The sequence below is a fragment of the Enterobacter wuhouensis genome (genome assembly GCF_004331265.1).
Taxonomy (GTDB): Bacteria; Pseudomonadota; Gammaproteobacteria; order Enterobacterales; family Enterobacteriaceae; genus Enterobacter; species Enterobacter wuhouensis.
On the sequence record NZ_SJOO01000004.1, the window covers coordinates 426,556 to 443,092 of the forward strand.

General features: G+C 58.4%; 18 protein-coding genes. 4 read left to right on the forward strand and 14 right to left on the reverse strand.

The genetic code is table 11. The annotated features are described in order from the left end of the window. Nucleotides 1–13 precede the first annotated feature (13 nt). The 3 genes from treC (at nucleotide 14) to nrdG (ending at nucleotide 4,775) form a co-directional block, all read left to right on the forward strand. Entirely contained in the window at nucleotides 14–1,657 is a 1,644-nt protein-coding gene (gene treC, locus E0L20_RS12015; protein ID WP_131634137.1) for an alpha,alpha-phosphotrehalase, read from the forward strand. 373 nt (nucleotides 1,658–2,030) lie between these two features. Then, nucleotides 2,031–4,169: an anaerobic ribonucleoside-triphosphate reductase gene (gene nrdD, locus E0L20_RS12020; RefSeq protein ID WP_131634138.1), complete on the forward strand. Its 2,139-nt coding sequence runs from the start codon at nucleotides 2,031–2,033 to the stop codon at nucleotides 4,167–4,169. A gap of 141 nt (nucleotides 4,170–4,310) precedes the next feature. Next, nucleotides 4,311–4,775: an anaerobic ribonucleoside-triphosphate reductase-activating protein gene (gene nrdG / locus E0L20_RS12025; RefSeq protein WP_131634139.1), complete on the forward strand. Its 465-nt coding sequence runs from the start codon at nucleotides 4,311–4,313 to the stop codon at nucleotides 4,773–4,775. 3 nt (nucleotides 4,776–4,778) lie between these two features. Here nrdG and E0L20_RS12030 read toward each other — a convergent pair whose 3' ends face one another. The 12 genes from E0L20_RS12030 to E0L20_RS12085 form a co-directional block, all read right to left on the reverse strand. Then, nucleotides 4,779–5,063 carry a type II toxin-antitoxin system RelE family toxin gene (locus E0L20_RS12030; RefSeq protein ID WP_131634140.1) on the reverse strand — a complete coding sequence of 95 codons (285 nt, stop codon included), beginning with the start codon at nucleotides 5,061–5,063 and terminating at the stop codon, nucleotides 4,779–4,781. Then, nucleotides 5,053–5,295: a type II toxin-antitoxin system RelB/DinJ family antitoxin gene (locus tag E0L20_RS12035; protein WP_131634141.1), complete on the reverse strand. Its 243-nt coding sequence runs from the start codon at nucleotides 5,293–5,295 to the stop codon at nucleotides 5,053–5,055. Before E0L20_RS12035 ends, E0L20_RS12030 begins: the two co-directional genes overlap by 11 nt. 77 nt (nucleotides 5,296–5,372) lie before the next feature. Then, the gene (locus E0L20_RS12040) at nucleotides 5,373–7,283 is read right to left on the reverse strand and encodes a BglG family transcription antiterminator (protein WP_131634142.1); all 1,911 of its coding nucleotides are present in this window, start codon (nucleotides 7,281–7,283) and stop codon (nucleotides 5,373–5,375) included. Between the two features lie 19 nt (nucleotides 7,284–7,302). Next, nucleotides 7,303–8,439 carry a lactonase family protein gene (locus E0L20_RS12045; RefSeq protein ID WP_131634143.1) on the reverse strand — a complete coding sequence of 379 codons (1,137 nt, stop codon included), beginning with the start codon at nucleotides 8,437–8,439 and terminating at the stop codon, nucleotides 7,303–7,305. 124 nt (nucleotides 8,440–8,563) lie between these two features. After that, nucleotides 8,564–9,304: a 2-dehydro-3-deoxy-phosphogluconate aldolase gene (gene dagF / locus E0L20_RS12050; RefSeq protein ID WP_029739262.1), complete on the reverse strand. Its 741-nt coding sequence runs from the start codon at nucleotides 9,302–9,304 to the stop codon at nucleotides 8,564–8,566. Then, nucleotides 9,301–10,419: a DgaE family pyridoxal phosphate-dependent ammonia lyase gene (locus tag E0L20_RS12055; protein WP_131634144.1), complete on the reverse strand. Its 1,119-nt coding sequence runs from the start codon at nucleotides 10,417–10,419 to the stop codon at nucleotides 9,301–9,303. The genes dagF and E0L20_RS12055 overlap by 4 nt, the downstream gene beginning before the upstream one ends. Beyond that, nucleotides 10,403–11,536 carry an amidohydrolase/deacetylase family metallohydrolase gene (locus tag E0L20_RS12060; RefSeq protein WP_131634145.1) on the reverse strand — a complete coding sequence of 378 codons (1,134 nt, stop codon included), beginning with the start codon at nucleotides 11,534–11,536 and terminating at the stop codon, nucleotides 10,403–10,405. Before E0L20_RS12060 ends, E0L20_RS12055 begins: the two co-directional genes overlap by 17 nt. A 42-nt stretch (nucleotides 11,537–11,578) precedes the next feature. After that, the gene (locus E0L20_RS12065; RefSeq protein ID WP_006179056.1) at nucleotides 11,579–12,220 is read right to left on the reverse strand and encodes a DUF4310 family protein; all 642 of its coding nucleotides are present in this window, start codon (nucleotides 12,218–12,220) and stop codon (nucleotides 11,579–11,581) included. Between the two features lie 13 nt (nucleotides 12,221–12,233). Next, nucleotides 12,234–13,010, reverse strand: a complete 777-nt coding sequence (locus E0L20_RS12070) for a DUF4311 domain-containing protein (protein WP_131634146.1) — start codon at nucleotides 13,008–13,010, stop codon at nucleotides 12,234–12,236. 22 nt (nucleotides 13,011–13,032) lie between these two features. Further along, entirely contained in the window at nucleotides 13,033–13,332 is a 300-nt protein-coding gene (locus E0L20_RS12075; protein ID WP_006810338.1) for a DUF4312 family protein, read from the reverse strand. 2 nt (nucleotides 13,333–13,334) lie between these two features. Then, nucleotides 13,335–13,697: an SFCGS family glycine-rich protein gene (locus E0L20_RS12080; RefSeq protein WP_010427372.1), complete on the reverse strand. Its 363-nt coding sequence runs from the start codon at nucleotides 13,695–13,697 to the stop codon at nucleotides 13,335–13,337. A gap of 10 nt (nucleotides 13,698–13,707) precedes the next feature. After that, nucleotides 13,708–14,046, reverse strand: a complete 339-nt coding sequence (locus E0L20_RS12085; RefSeq protein ID WP_108417867.1) for a glycine dehydrogenase — start codon at nucleotides 14,044–14,046, stop codon at nucleotides 13,708–13,710. Between the two features lie 449 nt (nucleotides 14,047–14,495). Here E0L20_RS12085 and E0L20_RS12090 point away from each other — a divergent pair, with 449 nt between their 5' ends. Beyond that, the gene (locus E0L20_RS12090; RefSeq protein WP_242673403.1) at nucleotides 14,496–14,618 is read left to right on the forward strand and encodes a Hok/Gef family protein; all 123 of its coding nucleotides are present in this window, start codon (nucleotides 14,496–14,498) and stop codon (nucleotides 14,616–14,618) included. Nucleotides 14,619–14,690: 72 nt separating this feature from the next. On the opposite strand, the gene cybC is transcribed toward E0L20_RS12090, so the two are convergent. Further along, nucleotides 14,691–15,077 carry a cytochrome b562 gene (gene cybC / locus E0L20_RS12095; RefSeq protein ID WP_131634148.1) on the reverse strand — a complete coding sequence of 129 codons (387 nt, stop codon included), beginning with the start codon at nucleotides 15,075–15,077 and terminating at the stop codon, nucleotides 14,691–14,693. 38 nt (nucleotides 15,078–15,115) lie between these two features. Further along, nucleotides 15,116–16,468: a metalloprotease PmbA gene (pmbA, locus tag E0L20_RS12100; protein ID WP_131634149.1), complete on the reverse strand. Its 1,353-nt coding sequence runs from the start codon at nucleotides 16,466–16,468 to the stop codon at nucleotides 15,116–15,118. Between the last annotated feature and the right edge of the window lie 69 nt (nucleotides 16,469–16,537).

Sequence of the window (16,537 nt, forward strand, 5' to 3'; positions counted from 1 at the left end):
GCAGGAACACACTATGAATACCCTTCCTCACTGGTGGCAGAACGGCGTCATCTATCAGATTTACCCGAAGAGTTTCCAGGACACTACCGGGCGCGGCACCGGCGATCTGCGCGGCGTGACGCAGCGCCTGGACTACCTGAAAACCCTCGGCATCGACGCCATCTGGCTGACGCCGTTTTACATCTCCCCGCAGGTGGATAACGGCTACGACGTGGCGAATTACACCGCCATCGACCCGGCCTACGGCACGCTGGATGACTTCGACGAGCTGGTTGCCGAGGCGCACGCGCGCGGCATTCGCATCGTGCTGGATATGGTGTTCAACCACACCTCGACCCAGCACGCCTGGTTCCGCGAGTCGCTGAACAAAGCGAGTCCGTACCGCCAGTTTTACATCTGGCGCGACGGCACGCCGGAGCAGCTGCCCAACAACTGGCGCTCCAAGTTTGGCGGCAACGCCTGGCGCTGGCACGCCGAGAGCGAACAGTATTATCTGCACCTGTTTGCGCCAGAGCAGGCCGATCTCAACTGGGAAAACCCGGAGGTGCGCGCCGAGCTGAAAAAGGTGTGCGAATTCTGGGCCGATCGCGGCGTGGACGGCCTGCGTCTGGACGTGATTAACCTGATTTCAAAAGATCAGGATTTCCCGGACGACAATATTGGCGATGGCCGCCGCTTCTATACCGACGGGCCGCGCATCCATGAATATCTGCAGGAGATGAGCCGCGACGTCTTTACGCCGCGCAGCCTGATGACGGTGGGCGAAATGTCCTCGACCTCGCTGGAAAACTGCCAGCAGTACGCGTCGCTCGACGGCAGCGAGCTGTCGATGACCTTTAACTTCCACCACCTGAAGGTGGACTACCCCGGCGGCGAAAAGTGGACGAAGGCGAAGCCGGACTTCGTGGCGCTGAAAACGCTGTTTACCCACTGGCAGCAGGGGATGCACAACAAGGCGTGGAACGCGCTGTTCTGGTGTAACCACGACCAGCCGCGCATCGTGTCGCGCTTTGGTGACGAAGGGGAACACCGCGTAGCCGCCGCGAAAATGCTCGGCATGGTGCTGCACGGGATGCAGGGCACGCCGTATATTTATCAGGGTGAAGAGCTGGGCATGACCAACCCGCACTTTAGCCGTATCACCGACTATCGCGACGTAGAAAGCCTGAACATGTTCGCCGAACTGCGGGCAAACGGTCGCGATCCGGACGAATTGCTGGCGATCCTGGCAAGCAAGTCCCGCGATAATGGCCGCACGCCGATGCAGTGGGACGCGTCGCACAACGCGGGCTTTACCGAGGGCGAGCCGTGGATTGGCGTCTGTGATAACTACGAAACCGTGAACGCCCGCGCGGCGCTCGACGACCCGGACTCGGTGTTTTACACCTACCAGTCGCTGATTCGCCTGCGTAAAACCCTGCCGGTACTGACGTGGGGGGATTATCAGGATCTGCTGCCCGAGCACCCTTCTCTGTGGTGCTATCGTCGCCAGTGGCAGGGGCAAACCCTGATTGTGGTAGCAAACCTGAGCAGCGAAATTCTGGCCTGGCCGTCAAACGTTCTGAGCGGCGACGCGCAGGTGGTAATGAGTAACTATCCGACACCACAAGCCACCTCGCTTCGCCCGTTTGAAGCCGTCTGGTGGCGACAGGCGTAATTTCTGGCCGGGCGTTATCCACCGCCCGGCTTATTTTACTGTTTTTGTTGAATAATTAATCAGATTTTTCTCACGCGCATTTACAATCGCTGAAGCGCCCGCCGTTTGTACTCTCGTCTTTTTACTTTGTCCTGAATCAAAAAAAACGCAAACATGTTTGATGCAAATCACTATATGTAGCACTTAAAATGCATCCCGACCCAACATATTGTATTTATCGTCTACTATTCCAACAACAAGACGGCGACGACGCTGGCCGGAATTGTGGATAACAGGCGTTGGAAACGAGGGAAGTCTCTGGCCTGGTTGGCAATACGCCCGGTGCATACTTTTCTACCTCTGTGGATAACCTGTTTTTAAAAATGGAGTGATCATGACACCGCATGTGATGAAACGTGATGGCTGTAAAGTGCCGTTTAAATCAGAGCGCATCCAGGAAGCCATTCTGCGTGCAGCTAAAGCAGCGGGAGTCGATGACGCAGATTACTGCGCCACCGTCGCAGAAGTCGTTAGCAGCCAGATGAATGAACGCAGCCAGGTCGATATCAACGAGATCCAGACCGCCGTTGAGAACCAGCTGATGTCGGGCCCCTACAAGCAGCTGGCGCGTGCCTATATTGAGTACCGCCACGATCGCGACGTCCAGCGCGAGAAGCGCGGCCGCCTGAACCAGGAAATTCGTGGCCTGGTGGAGCAGACAAACTCGTCGCTGCTCAACGAAAACGCCAATAAAGACAGCAAAGTGATCCCGACCCAGCGCGATCTGCTGGCCGGTATCGTCGCGAAACACTATGCCCGTCAGCATCTGCTGCCGCGCGACGTGGTGTCTGCGCACGAGCGCGGTGAAATCCACTATCACGATCTCGACTACTCGCCGTTCTTCCCGATGTTCAACTGCATGCTCATCGACCTGAAGGGCATGCTGACCCACGGCTTTAAGATGGGTAACGCCGAGATTGAACCGCCAAAATCTATTTCCACCGCCACGGCCGTCACCGCGCAAATTATCGCTCAGGTCGCGAGCCACATTTATGGCGGCACTACCATCAACCGCATTGATGAAGTGCTGGCCCCGTTCGTGACGGCAAGCTTTAACAAGCATCGTAAAACGGCCGAAGAGTGGCAGATCCCGGACGCGGACGGCTATGCCCATTCCCGCACAGAAAAAGAGTGCTACGACGCCTTCCAGTCTCTGGAATACGAAGTGAACACGCTGCACACCGCCAACGGCCAGACGCCGTTTGTGACCTTCGGTTTTGGTCTGGGCACCAGCTGGGAATCACGCCTGATCCAGCAGTCCATCCTGCGTAACCGCATTTCCGGCCTCGGCAAAAACCGCAAAACCGCGGTGTTCCCGAAGCTGGTGTTCGCCATCCGCGACGGCCTGAATCACAAGTTTGGCGATCCGAACTACGACATCAAACAGCTGGCGCTGGAGTGCGCGAGCAAGCGCATGTATCCGGACATCCTGAACTACGATCAGGTGGTCAAAGTGACCGGGTCGTTTAAAACGCCTATGGGTTGCCGCAGCTTCCTCGGCGTGTACGAAGATGAAAACGGCGAGCAGATCCACGACGGGCGCAACAACCTGGGCGTCATCAGCCTGAACCTGCCGCGCATCGCGCTGGAAGCCAAAGGCAATGAGGCCGAATTCTGGAAACTGCTGGATGAACGCCTGCAGCTTGCGCGCAAAGCGCTGATGACCCGCATTGCCCGTCTGGAAGGGGTGAAGGCCCGCGTCGCGCCCATCCTCTATATGGAAGGGGCCTGCGGCGTGCGTCTGAAAGCGGACGATGACGTGTCCGAGATCTTCAAAAACGGCCGCGCGTCGATTTCGCTGGGCTATATCGGCATTCACGAAACCATCAACGCGCTGTTTGGCGACAAGCACGTGTACGACAGCGAAGCCCTGCGTGAAAAAGGCGTGGCGATTGTTCAGCGCCTGCGCGACGCGGTTGACCAGTGGAAAGACGAAACCGGCTACGGCTTTAGCCTTTACAGCACGCCGAGCGAGAACCTGTGCGACCGCTTCTGCCGCCTTGACGCCGCCGAGTTCGGCATCGTGGAAGGCGTGACCGACAAAGGTTACTACACCAACAGCTTCCACCTCGACGTGGAGAAAAAGGTGAACCCGTACGACAAGATCGACTTCGAAGCGGCGTATCCGCCGATCGCCAGCGGTGGGTTCATCTGCTACGGCGAGTACCCGAACATCCAGCATAACCTGAAGGCGCTGGAAGACGTGTGGGATTACAGCTATCAGCACGTGCCGTATTACGGAACCAACACGCCAATCGACGAGTGCTACGAGTGCGGCTTTACCGGTGAGTTTGAGTGTACGAGCAAAGGCTTCACCTGCCCGAAATGCGGCAACCACGACGCGGCCCGCGTCTCCGTGACCCGTCGCGTGTGCGGTTATCTCGGCAGCCCGGATGCCCGTCCGTTTAACGCCGGCAAGCAGGAAGAGGTTAAGCGCCGCGTGAAGCATTTAGGGAATGGGCAGATCGGGTAAGTTCTGCGCAGGGTTCTCCCCCTCACCCTACCCCTCTCCCTCAAGGGAGAGGGAACCGATCGAGCACATTGCTAAGCCTGACTCCGGTTTTCTCCCTCTCCCCGTGGGAGAGGGCTGGGGTGAGGGCATCAGGTTAACGCTATGAATTATCACCAGTACTACCCCGTCGACATCGTCAACGGTCCCGGCACCCGCTGCACTCTGTTCGTCTCAGGCTGCGTTCACGAATGCCCCGGCTGCTACAACAAAAGCACCTGGCGCCTGAACTCCGGCATGCCTTTTACCGCCGAGATGGAAGACCGAATCATCAACGACCTGAACGACACGCGCATTCACCGTCAGGGGATCTCACTTTCCGGCGGCGACCCCCTGCACCCGCAAAACGTGCCGGATATCATGAAGCTGGTAAAACGCATTCGCCGCGAGTGCGTGGGAAAAGATATCTGGGTCTGGACAGGCTATAAGCTGGATGAGCTGAACGCGCAGCAAAGGGAAGTGGTCGATCTGATTAACGTCCTGGTCGACGGCAAGTTCGTGCAGGATTTAAAAGACCCGGCGCTGATTTGGCGCGGAAGCAGTAACCAGGTTGTGCATCATCTGCGGTGATCGTTAGAGCCGTTTGTTAGCATCATGATAAACGGCTGATTTCTCTCTCTTACCGATAGCGATAACAAATACCGTTACAACGTTGTCCTGAACCTGATAGACCAAACGATAACCCTGCGCTCTGAGTTTTATTTTGTAGCAATCAGGTAGACCATGAAGGCGGGCCGATTCGCCCCTGGGGTTCACCAACACGTCCGCTAGTTTCTTCTTAAACTGGTCTTTTACAGTCTCCCCCAACTTGCTCCACTCCTTTAACGCCCTCGGGTCAAATTCCAGTTCATAAGTCATCCAGGCTAACCTTAATTCCCTTTTGCGGATTCGCTAGTCGCTCCCGGACTGCCTGTACCAGTTCATCTTCACTGTCGCTAATGGTGACCGTTTTCACCGGCATACGTCCCGTCTCCGCGACGTACTGAAACAGTAATCGCACGGCTTCCGTTGGGGTGATATTGAGTTTTTCCAGCACGGCATAAGCCTCGTTTTTGAGTTTGTCATCCAGACGGACGTTTAGCGTGGCCATTATGCCTCCAGCAAAATCGAATGTGTAATGCAGTTTAGCATTACATTCGCATTACATCGAATTATGGATAACGCCTCTCAAAACCGACTCAAACTCTCCATCGCCACCGCCTTAAACTCGGCAAAATCTCCGCAGCTACACAGCCGCGACATCGCCCGTTCACGCAGGAAGGTGACGAAAATATCGTAAATCGCCATCGCCTCTTCGTATTCGCTTTTGCTGATGGCGAGCAGGAAGATGACGTGCGCGGTTTCATCGCCCCACTGAATGCCCTGCGGCGCCAGCACGGTATAGACCACCGTTTTCTGCGCCAGCAGGCCGAGGGAGTGCGGCAGCGCAATGCCGTCGCCGAGCATGGTGCTGACGATGGCCTCACGCTCGATAACCGATTCCAGGAACTCCGCCCCGACGTAGCCTTCGCCTTCAAGCTGCTCGCACAGCTCGCGGAACAGCGTTTGCTGGTCAACGGGCGTGTCGATGATACGGAAATGGGCGGCGTCGAAGTATTTATCCAGCATCCACGGGCGGGTGCGGTCCACCAGCACCAGCTTGCCGATCTGCTCCAGCTGATAGTCGGTCGGGAACGGGGCGATCATTACCACCGGCTTAGACTTTTCGCTCACGCGGGCGGTGGATATGACAAAGTCTTCGCCGATGGATTCGGCCAGCTCGTACTCGCGCAGGGTGAGCGTGCGCGTGACCTCAATTTGCGGATATTTACGCTGCAGCACCGCTTCAATCATGCGGACCATAGCATTACCGGCGTCGCACACCAGCAGCACGCGCGGCTGGCGCTGGTAGCCAATGTTGTAGTGGCGCTCCAGCCCGACGCCAATATGCAGCACCAGGAAGCCAATCTCGTTTTCGCTGATCACATACGGCGTGTATTTGCCCCAGCTCGACACCGCCGCCAGGGTCATATCCCAGGCCATCGGGTAGTGCTGCTTAATGTTATCCAGCAGCGGGTTGGGGATCATGATTTGATACCGCACGCGGGTGATCATGGTTTTGATGTGCGTGAGCAGGTCCGCGTGCAGCTGCTCGTCGCTGAGCAGGTTGTAGTTATAGTGGGTGTTGATATAGCGCAGGATGTAGTTGACCAGCGCCTCGTCGTCGTCGGCATTGATGGCGCTCGGGGCAATCTCCTGGATCTGCCGCGCCGCAATGTGCACGCAGAGCCAGCTCTCCTCCGAAGGTGAAAGCGCTTTGCCCGCCAGCTGCTGGATAGTGACGGCGATATCCTTCGCCGCCTCGCGCACGTTCTCTTCCACGTCTTCGGCGTGGAATTCCGGCAGCGGATAGCCCTCGCTGATGCGGCGCACCGACACCGCGCAGTACAGGCGCAGGAACAGCTCGCCTTCGTCGGTCAGGCGGATGTGGTGACGCGTCAGCGCGTCGTGCAGCACGGGCACCATCTGTTCCGCTACGCCCGCATTCAGCGCAACGTCCGTCACCAGCGGGTTCAGGCTGTCCTGCTGCGCCAGCTCCCAGAGAAGATCGGTGAGGCAGGCCCGGGTCGCCATCTCGCTGCCAAACAGCTTCATGCCGTGACGCGGGCGGGTTTCCAGCGTCAGGTGATAGCGATGGAACCACTCGCGGACCTCCACCATGTCGCTTTGCAGCGTGGCGCGGCTGACGAACCACTCGTCCGCCAGATCTTCCAGCTTGAGAGAGAATGCGGAAGTGAGAAAACGCACCACCAGATAATGCACGCGCTCGGGCCCGGTCCGGGGAATGCGCAGCGCGCGCGGGTGGGATGCCTGCAATTGCTGATAACGTTCAGCGTCGTCGATTTTGAGCTGATAGCCGTTGCCGCGGCTCAGAATAAACTGCGCGCCGTGGCTTGCCAGCAACGCGTTCAGGGCGGTGATATCGGCACGGACGGTTCGCGTGGAGACCGACAGCCGCTGCGCCAGCTCGTCCTGCGGCAGCGTCTCGTTTTGCAACAGGTCGAAAAGTTGCGCTAAACGTTGGTTCGGGAATCGCACGTCGTTGTCCTCTTACGGCTTAGGGTGAAATGACCATCTGGGATGGGCTGCCGACCGGGGTATAGTCCGGCTCGAAGCTGAGTTTGCCGTCCTGCGCCACGCGGAAACGGGTAATGTTGTCGCTGCGCTGGTTCATGACGTACAGCCAGCGCCCCTGCTTATCAAGCGTCAGGGTGCGCGGGTAATCCCCCCGCGTCCACACGTCGTCCCGATGGATCAGCGTGCCATCCGCCGTTACGGTAAAGTGCGCGATGCTGTTATGCAAACGATTAGCCACATACAGCTGCTTGCCGTCGGCGCTTAACGCCAGCCCTGCGGCAAAACTGGTGCCTTTGTAACCTTCCGGCAGCGCGGAAACCGTTTTGCCCTCTTGCAGCGTGCCGTTTGCCGTCACGGCATAATGGGTCAGCGTAGACGCCTCTTCGTTAATCAGCCACAGGCCATCCCCTTTTGGCGTAAAGACAAAATGGCGCGGCCCGGCGCCTTTTGAGGAAGCGCTGATAAACGGCGGATCGTTCGGGGTTAACTTCCCTGTTCGATCGTCAAAACGGTACTGGTAGAGGCGATCCAGCCCCAGATCGGTAGAAAATACGTATTTCCCGCTCGGATCGGCGGCGATCATGTGCGCATGGGGGCCGTTGTGATCGCTGATGGCAAAGCTGCCCTCCGCAGCCGCTTCTGGCTTCGCCGCGCCCGCTTCGCCTTGATCCTGATGAGTGTCCGTGGCCTCACCCAGGCTGCCGTCTGTGTTGACCGGCAAAACGGCAATCGATCCGCTGACGTAGTTCGCCACCAGCAGATGCTTGCCGTTCGGCGTCAGGGAAAGATACACCGGCCCGGCACCGCCGGACGCCACCTGATTCAACTCGCTCAGCGCGCCGTTATCCCCCACCCGCAGCGCCTGCACCACGCCCTGCTCCACTTCGCTTGCCAGATACAGCGTTTTGCCGTCGTGAGAGGCGGCCAGCTGCGCGGCGTTGGGCAATGTGCTCACCAGCGTTTTGTTGCCGAGCGCGCCGGTTTGCGGATCGACGGTAAAGCGGTACAGCCCTTCACCGTTGGGGTTGTAGGTGCCGACCCAGGCGTACTGGGTTTGAGCGACGGCAGTGGTGGCAAGCAGAGAGAGTGAAGCGACGAGCAGGTTACGGGTGTGCATGGCGGCTCCTTCGGGTGTGTGCGGTGTTTGCCCCCTCACCCTAACCCTCTCCCCAAAGGGGAGAGGGGACGATGACACCCTCTCCCCTTTGGGGAGAGGGCTGGGGTGAGGGGTGTTGTTTTTGCTACTTAACCAGCTTCTTCGTCATCGCCAGCAGCGTACGCACGTCTTCCGGGCGCGTGTCGCCGCTGGCTTTGTCGATAATTGAGCTGTAGATATGCGGGATGATTTTGCTCACGCCCGCGTCGAGGGCGATCTGCAGGATCTCCTCGTAGTTTTCCAGATCGATACCTCCGGTTGGCTCCAGCCAGAAGTCGTGACGGGCGCAGGCTTCCGCCACCGCTTTGTACTCGTCACGGCACTTCAGGCCGCCCATCGGGAAGTATTTGATGGAGCTGCCGCCGAAATCCTTCAGCAGGGCAATCGCGGTTTCAACCGGCACGATGCCGTCAGGCGCGTTGCTGCTCAGCGGGCCGGTGGAGATTTTGACCATCCCGACGGTGCCGGTCGGCGAGACCAGACCGTTAACCACCGATTCATTCTGCCCCAGCAGCGCGCGGCTGGTGGCTACGCCGGTGAACACCTGGTTGACGTGCTGCGGCTGGACCTGACGGGAAATTTCACTCACCATCGCCGACTGGTTCGGATCGCCCGCGCCCAGCCCAACGGAGAGCGCGTTATCAATCAGCGCGGCATATTCACGCATATCGGCAACGGCGCTCGCCACGTCCGGGTAATTTTTGGAGAGCACGCCCACCAGCACGTGACCTTCCGCCGCCTCGTAAATGGCGCTGGCGTTGGCTTTCGATCCTGCCAGCACGTTCAGGCAGACGCGGTCACGGTAAAAATTGGGGGTCAGTTTCATGCTTTTTTCTCCTGTCCTAATACTTCGCTAATGCGGCGGTATACGATGTTCAGCTGGTCAGCATTCACGCTGCGCACGTCCGCTTCGATAATCCCTTCGTTGGCCTTGTAGCCACGGAAGTAAATGGCGTATTCGCCCTGCTTCAGCTTCGCCACCAGATCGCCGGTGCCGACGCCGGTTGTCGCTTCGTCAAACTTAATCTCGGTGCGCGCGATGTCGCGGCCGGCGCTGTCCCAGACCACGCGCGCGGTGACGCCGTTCAGGGTGTTGAGCGCGTCGATAAACGGCGTCATCTTCGCCACCATCTCGGCCCCGCTCTCTTTGGTCGCCGTCAGGTAGTGTTCGATGGCGCAGGTCAGGCCAAGAATACCTTCTTTACCGACCTTCATCGCGCGACCAATGCCCGCCGTCTGGCGCTTCACCCACTCAACGTACTGGGTTTTGCCGATCACCAGCCCGCTGGTTGGCCCTTCGATCGCCTTCGCGCCGCTGTAGATCACCAGATCGGCGCCGGAGCGGTAGTAGGCGTGCAGATCTTCCTCCGCCGCCGCATCGACGATCAGCGGGAGATCGTGCTTGCGCGCCACCACCGCCGCCTGCTCGACGCTGAGCATGCTTTTCTGCACGCAGTGGTGCGATTTGATGTAGAGGATCGCCGCCGTGCGCGAAGTGATCGCCGCCGCCAGCTGATCGGCGGAGCATTCGTTGGCGTAGCCCGCTTCCACCAGCTTGCCGCCGCCCAGCGCGACCATGGTGCCCACCGGCGCGCCAAAGTTCACGTTGTGGCCTTTCGGCAGGACGATTTCGTTGTTCTCAATCGGGGTCACGTGCAGGTTTTCCAGCAGCCAGTCGCTGTCTTTCACCAGCACCGCCGCCACGGACTGGGCAATGCCCGCCGACGCGCAGGAGACGACCGTCGCGCCTTCCACGTCCAGCAGCTTCGCGATGTATTCCCCGGTTTTGTTGACCAGATCCTTCATCTCGAAATAGTGATTCATGCCGTCCATCGCCGCCTGCACCACTTCCGGGCGCGGGGTGGAGACGCCCAGCGCCGTCATGCGGCCGGAGGTGTTGATCACCTGCTTTAAGTTGTACTTCTCATAAATCGAAGGCATGTTCCGTGCTCCCTTGTTCGGTCATGTAGCCCTTGCCCGCGCGGATCGCGGCAAGCGGCACCAGAATGTGTTCAGCCTGCAGGCTGTCGTTTTCAGCATCCGTCAGCACCGTCGGCTGGCGTTTAATCGTGAACAGCGTCAGGTCGGCGTCGAGGCCAGGCTGGATGCGGCCCTTGCGCGTCAGGCGCAGGCCGTCGGCGGCGTTGGCGGTCACGCAGTCAATCACCTGCGGCAATGACATGCCGATGGCGAGAAACTTCGACATCACGCTTGCCAGCGAGCCGACCGGGCCGTTGATGCGGTTGCGACAGTAGATATCCGAGCTGATGGTGTGCGGCAGAATGCCCATCGCGATGGCGCGTTTTGCCACCTCAAAGCTGAAGCTCGCCGTGCCGTGGCCGACGTCCAGGCGCACGCCGCGCTTCAGGGCAGAGGTGATGGAGGCGCGCAGCTCGCCGGATGGCGTCAGAATGCGGTTTGGCTTGCCGTTGTAGCAGTGGGTGATGATGTCGCCGGAGCTCAGCAGTTCGGCAATTTCGTCGAGGTTCGGCGGGTTGTTACCGATATGCACCATCAGCGGCAGGTCGCCGTTCTCTTTCTGAATGGCCTTGGCGCGCTCCAGCGGCGTTATGCCGTTTTCACCGACCACGCTGCTGCTCATGCGCGCCTTCAGGCCGACGATAAAATCGGGGTGGCGCTTCACCGCCTGCTGCACTGCGCTGGCGTCAACGTTCGCCATGTTGGCCAGCTCGTTCTGGGCAATAAGCCCCACGCGGGAGATGTTCAGCAGGGCAAAGACTTCGGTGGAGGCTCTGCGGGTGATGTCGTAGAAATCGTCCACGTCGTCGGCGCCGGTGCTGCCCGCGTCCACCACGGTGGTTACGCCGGTGGCAATGCCCACGCTGTCGGGTTCATCGTGGTAAATCGGGGAGTTCGGGTAGCAGTGAACGTGGGAATCAATCCAGCCTGCGCTGACGAACACGTCGCCGTTCAGCTCGACCGTTTTACGAGCGGGAGCATCAATCTCGCCCAGCGCCGCGATTTTCCCGTCCTGAATGGCGATATCGGTCAGGGTATCGTCGGCAAGGCGCGCACGGCGCAGGAGTAAATCAAACATGAGGATCTCCTGATAAGGCGGGCGCCTGAGCGCCCGCGGGTATTAAAGGGCGACCGGGAACAGCCAGCCCAACAGCATTGCACCGAGGATCGCACCGCCGGTAATCGGCTTCTGCCAGATGTAGAACAGCAGCGCGCCCAGCAGGGAACCGACGCCGATCGGGATGGAGGCGGTCATGGCGCTGAGGATAATCAACGGCCCGAGGAAGCGGCCGGAGGCGTTACCCGCGCCCATCATCACGTCTGCACCGTAGGTGGAGTTGCTCTGGTTGATGGTGAACTTACGCGCCAGGATGATGACGTAGCCAATCGCCAGACCAATCACCAGGCCGGTGATCAGCGCGGCAATGAAGTTGGTCACCGGGAACATGATGCCCGCGCCCAGCAGCAGCGCCGGAACGCCGAGGCCCACGCCGGTCTGGATGGCTCCGCCGATATCAAGAATACCGACCAGCGACCCTTCGATAATTCGGGCGAACAGGAAGCTCGCGCCGAACGCCGCGACCGCGCCGTAGACGCCGGTATCCATTCCCGCTTTCAGCATCGCCACGAAGGCCACTTCGTTAAACGCGCCGATGCCGTAGAGGTAGTACATGTGCGTCCCGGCGAAGACGCCGGAGGAGAGCAGGCCAACGAAGATCGGGAACGACCAGTCGGCATACCAAAAACCTTTATTCTGTTCCATTTAGAGGCTCCTGTTATTTACCGCTGAGCGAGTTGTGGATCATGTCGAGCCAGTTCGGCACCGTCAGATGGAAGGATTCGATCATCTTCATGTCGAAGCCGCGGAAGAAGCCGCTCAGCACGAACAGGGCAACAATGGCCGCCATCATCACTTTGGTGACGTGGTTCCAGCCGCTCTCTTCTACGCCTTTACCGATCAGGATACCCAGCACCAGGCCCGGTACGGCGTTACCCATGATCAGCTGCGCTGCGCCGCCGAACACGGTGGCCCAGAAGCCGGATTTTTTACCCGCGTCGATGGCCGCCAGCCAGAAGATCACCGGCATCACGGTGTTCACCAGCAGGTTTGCCGCAGGCACCAGCACCTTCACGGCGGTGACCTGAAGCGCTGCCGGCACGGAGGAGGCGGTCAGGTTCAGGAAGGTCACGACGATCATGCCGATCACGCCGCAGGCAATCGCCATTTTGCGCGGGTCGTGCAGCGTTTCGCCGACATTACGGTTTTTGATCATCAGTGCAGCAGCACCCCAGTTCGGGATGATGCGGTGGTCAACGTCCTGTGTGAAGGCACCTGCGGCCACGGAAGAGGCCCAGGCGTTAAAGAAGAAGCCTAACCCAAAGGAGAAGTGGGATGCCGGATCCCCTTCACAGGAGTTCAGCTCCCCCAACGTACGAAACGCGCCCATACCCTGAGTGGTAGGCGCATGAAACATGCGTGCAGCCCCGGCTCCCACACCGACGCCAACGAGGCCGCCAATGATGAGCGATTTTATTAATATAATTAAGAACATCAGTCTGCCCTTTTATGAATAATCAGCGTTGCGTGACGAAATCCACCTGGTCAAGATTGATGGCGGTCACGTTGACGGTCACATCCAGCTCCACGCTGTAGGTGCGTCTTTCCCGGCGCAGAAAGAAGAACAGAAACGCTTCTTTACGCACCGCTTCTTGCGCCTGAACAACCTGCACATCCTGTGGCTCAATACGCAGTAAGATATGCGGTGAGGCTTTCATCACCGCGGCCTGAACGTGGTTGAGCGCGTCGGCAAAGGCGCGCGCTTTGGCGTCGCCTTTCCCCTTCACTCTCACCGTGGTTGTGAACTGTTCTTTCATGCTTATGCGCCGTATTTCTTCTGCCACGCCTGCACCAGACGCTCGCCCAGCTCTTCTTTATCCATAAAGCCAAAGCCCAGCACGTTGCAGCCTTCGTTGATGGCGGTTACGCCCTCTTCCACGGAACGCATCCCGTATTTGGCCTTGTAGCCATATTTGGTTTGGGCAGTGATGGCACCCGCGCCGCCGCTGCCGCAGAAGGAGATGCCGAAGGTGGCGTTTTCCGCTTTCATCATGTCGCCCAGCTTCATATCCGCGGCCATGCCCGGCACAACCACCGCGCGTCCACCTGCTTTTTCCACACCGGCAGCCACTTTCTGACCTTTGCCCAAGCGATCGCCAATCACGACTGTAATCTGTTCCATGTGTTGCTCCTTAAAGGTTGTCTTTCGCGACTTCGAAGTGAACGGAGAGCAGCCAGGCTTCTTCATCAGGAAGGTTGCCGAACTGCGCTACCACTTCACGGGCAAGTTGCATTGAATCGGGTGAAATTTCGTCGAACAGCTCCGCTTCAACCTCCGGCAGCGGCTCGCCGGTCACGGACCGGTGCGCCATCGCACGAACGTGGGAGGTCAGCATCTGCTCCTGCACTGCATTAGGGATGATGTCGTGTCTGGCCAGCAGGGCATAAACCTGCTGCAGCATGGTGTTCGCGAGCTGCTCTGTTTGCTCCGCCTGTTCCCCAACGTCGTTCATTACCGCTCCGTTAATCACTGGTCTTACCCCGTTAATGGCTCTGGAATAAAACTAACGTTGCAGGGGAATTGTTTGTAGCGAGTTGTTTTCCACTTCGAAGTGGAAAGGCGAGCCGCAGCAGTGATCTGTGCCACATAAATACGGTGAATCTGGATAAATCGCTGTATTTACGTGATGAATGTCACGCTATTAAACGGGCGTTAACAGGTAATCAGAGTCGAAAAGTTTCCGAGCAGGCTCGTAGAAATGTGACGTGGATAAGGTTTTCTTATGGGGATTCGCTAGAGTGGCTGCGGGTGCTTGAGACTGACCGTCTCATGCATGGGACGGAAAGTGGAAAGCCCCAACCTGAATTTAAATCAGGGCGGGGCCGTAAACGACACGTCCAACCGTGGAGTTCGCTACCTCGCCCGCTTTACAGCAAGGAGGCATCCATGAAACGCCAAAATCCAGGCACTGGAGTTTTGATGATTATTGCTTTGACAATAATCATCTTAACGCTGGTGACGCGGAAAACACTGTGCGAGATCAGTTTTCGAAACGATTCTTTTGCAGTGACAGCGAGGATGGATTGTCGCTCCGGTAAGTAGGGAGCAAGCATGCGCGGGGGTACAGAGCGTGCCCCCGCACACGGAGAAAGGACGTACAGCTCAGGCACCCAATTAACGATATTTTTTGTGGTAGGTGTTGCGCGTAGCCACGAACTGGTCGGCTGCCGCCTGGGCTTCCTTCACTTTGCCTTCGTTAGCCAGCTTCAGCGCGCCGTCGATCTGGCCAACCAGCACGTCAAAGCCGTGGCGATAGTCCTTCATCTCGGCGCTGTCTGCCGCTTTGCTTTCCAGCTTCGGAGGGGTCGCTTTTTGCGCGTCCAGCGCCGCTTCACGCATCTTCGTCAATGCGTCTTTCATCTCCGCCGCATTGTCGGTTTTTTGCACTACCTTCAGGTTTTCACTGAGGATGTCCATGTTGTCTTCAAGATCGGCGGCAAACGCAGACGAGCCAAGAACCAGCGTTGAAGCTGCGACGATCGCTAACAGGTGTTTACGCATTGCTCACTTCCTTTTTTATTATTAACAAAACGCTAAATCTATTGTCCGGCGATTTTCATCTCCGGAAGTAACACAGAACCACACTGTATATTGCTACGTGTTTCAATATCGTTACCGACCGTAACGATGTTGCGCCACATGTCCTTCAGGTTGCCGGCGATGGTGATTTCGCTCACAGGATACTGAATTTCGCCGTTTTCAACCCAGAAGCCCGCCGCACCGCGCGAGTAGTCGCCGGTGATGCCGCTTACGCCCTGGCCCATCAGTTCCGTGACGACCAGGCCGGTGCCCATCTCTTTCAGCATCTGCTCGAAGTTCAGGCCCTGCCCTTCAATGCGCCAGTTATGAATGCCGCCCGCATGCCCGGTGCTTTTCAGCCCCAGCTTGCGCGCAGAGTAGTTGGTCAGCAGCCACTGGGTCAGAATACCGTCTTTGATGATATCGCGACGTTCGGTGCGCACGCCTTCGCTGTCGAACGGCGTGGAGGCCAGCCCTTTCAGCAGGTGCGGATGCTCTTCAATCGTCAGCCATTCCGGCAGGATCTGTTTGCCCAGCGAGTCGAGCAGGAAGGTCGATTTACGGTACACCGAGCCGCCCGCGATCGCGCCGACCAGATGGCCAAACAGGCCGGTCGCCACTTCGTTGGCAAAAATGACCGGGGCCTTCATGGTGGAGAGTTTGCGCGGCGACAGGCGAGACAGCGTGCGCTCGGCACACTCTTTACCGACCCACTCAGGAGACTGCAAATCCCCCAGCGCGCGGCCAATGGTGTACGCGTAGTCACGCTCCATGTCGCCGTTCTCTTCGGCGATGACGCAGCTGGAGAGCGAGTGGCGCGTTGAGCAGTAGCCCTGCAGCATGCCGTGGCTGTTGCCGAAGACTTTGATGCCGTAGTGGCTGTTGAAGCTGCCGCCTTCGGTATTGGTGATGCGCTTATCAGCCTGCAGGGAAGCCTGCTCGGCACGCGCGGCCATCTCTATCGCTTCGTCCGGGGTTACTTCCGCAGGGTGGAAAAGATCGAGATCCGGGGCATCGAAGGCCAGCAGATCTTTATCCGCTACGCCTGCGTAAGGGTCCGGGGAGGTGTAACGGGCGATATCCAGCGCCGCCTGCACCGTACGGGCAATGGCATCCGGGCTGAGATCGGTGGATGACGCGCTGCCTTTGCGATTCTGGTGATATACCGTGATCCCAAGCGCGCCATCGCTGTTGAATTCGACATTTTCCACTTCGCCATAGCGGGTGCTCACGCTGATGCCGGTAGTTTTGCTGACCGCCACTTCGGCACCATCTGATTTTTCTGAAGCAAGCATCAGCGCGGTGGAGACGGCTTCTTCCAGAATCTTACGCTGCGCTTCAACTTGTGAGGTTACTTTCATCGCAAATGCCATACTGTAAGAGAGAGTTAACTGAAGTCTAACAGAGAACCGTTTTTCAGTGCGCGTCTTAACTGGTAACAT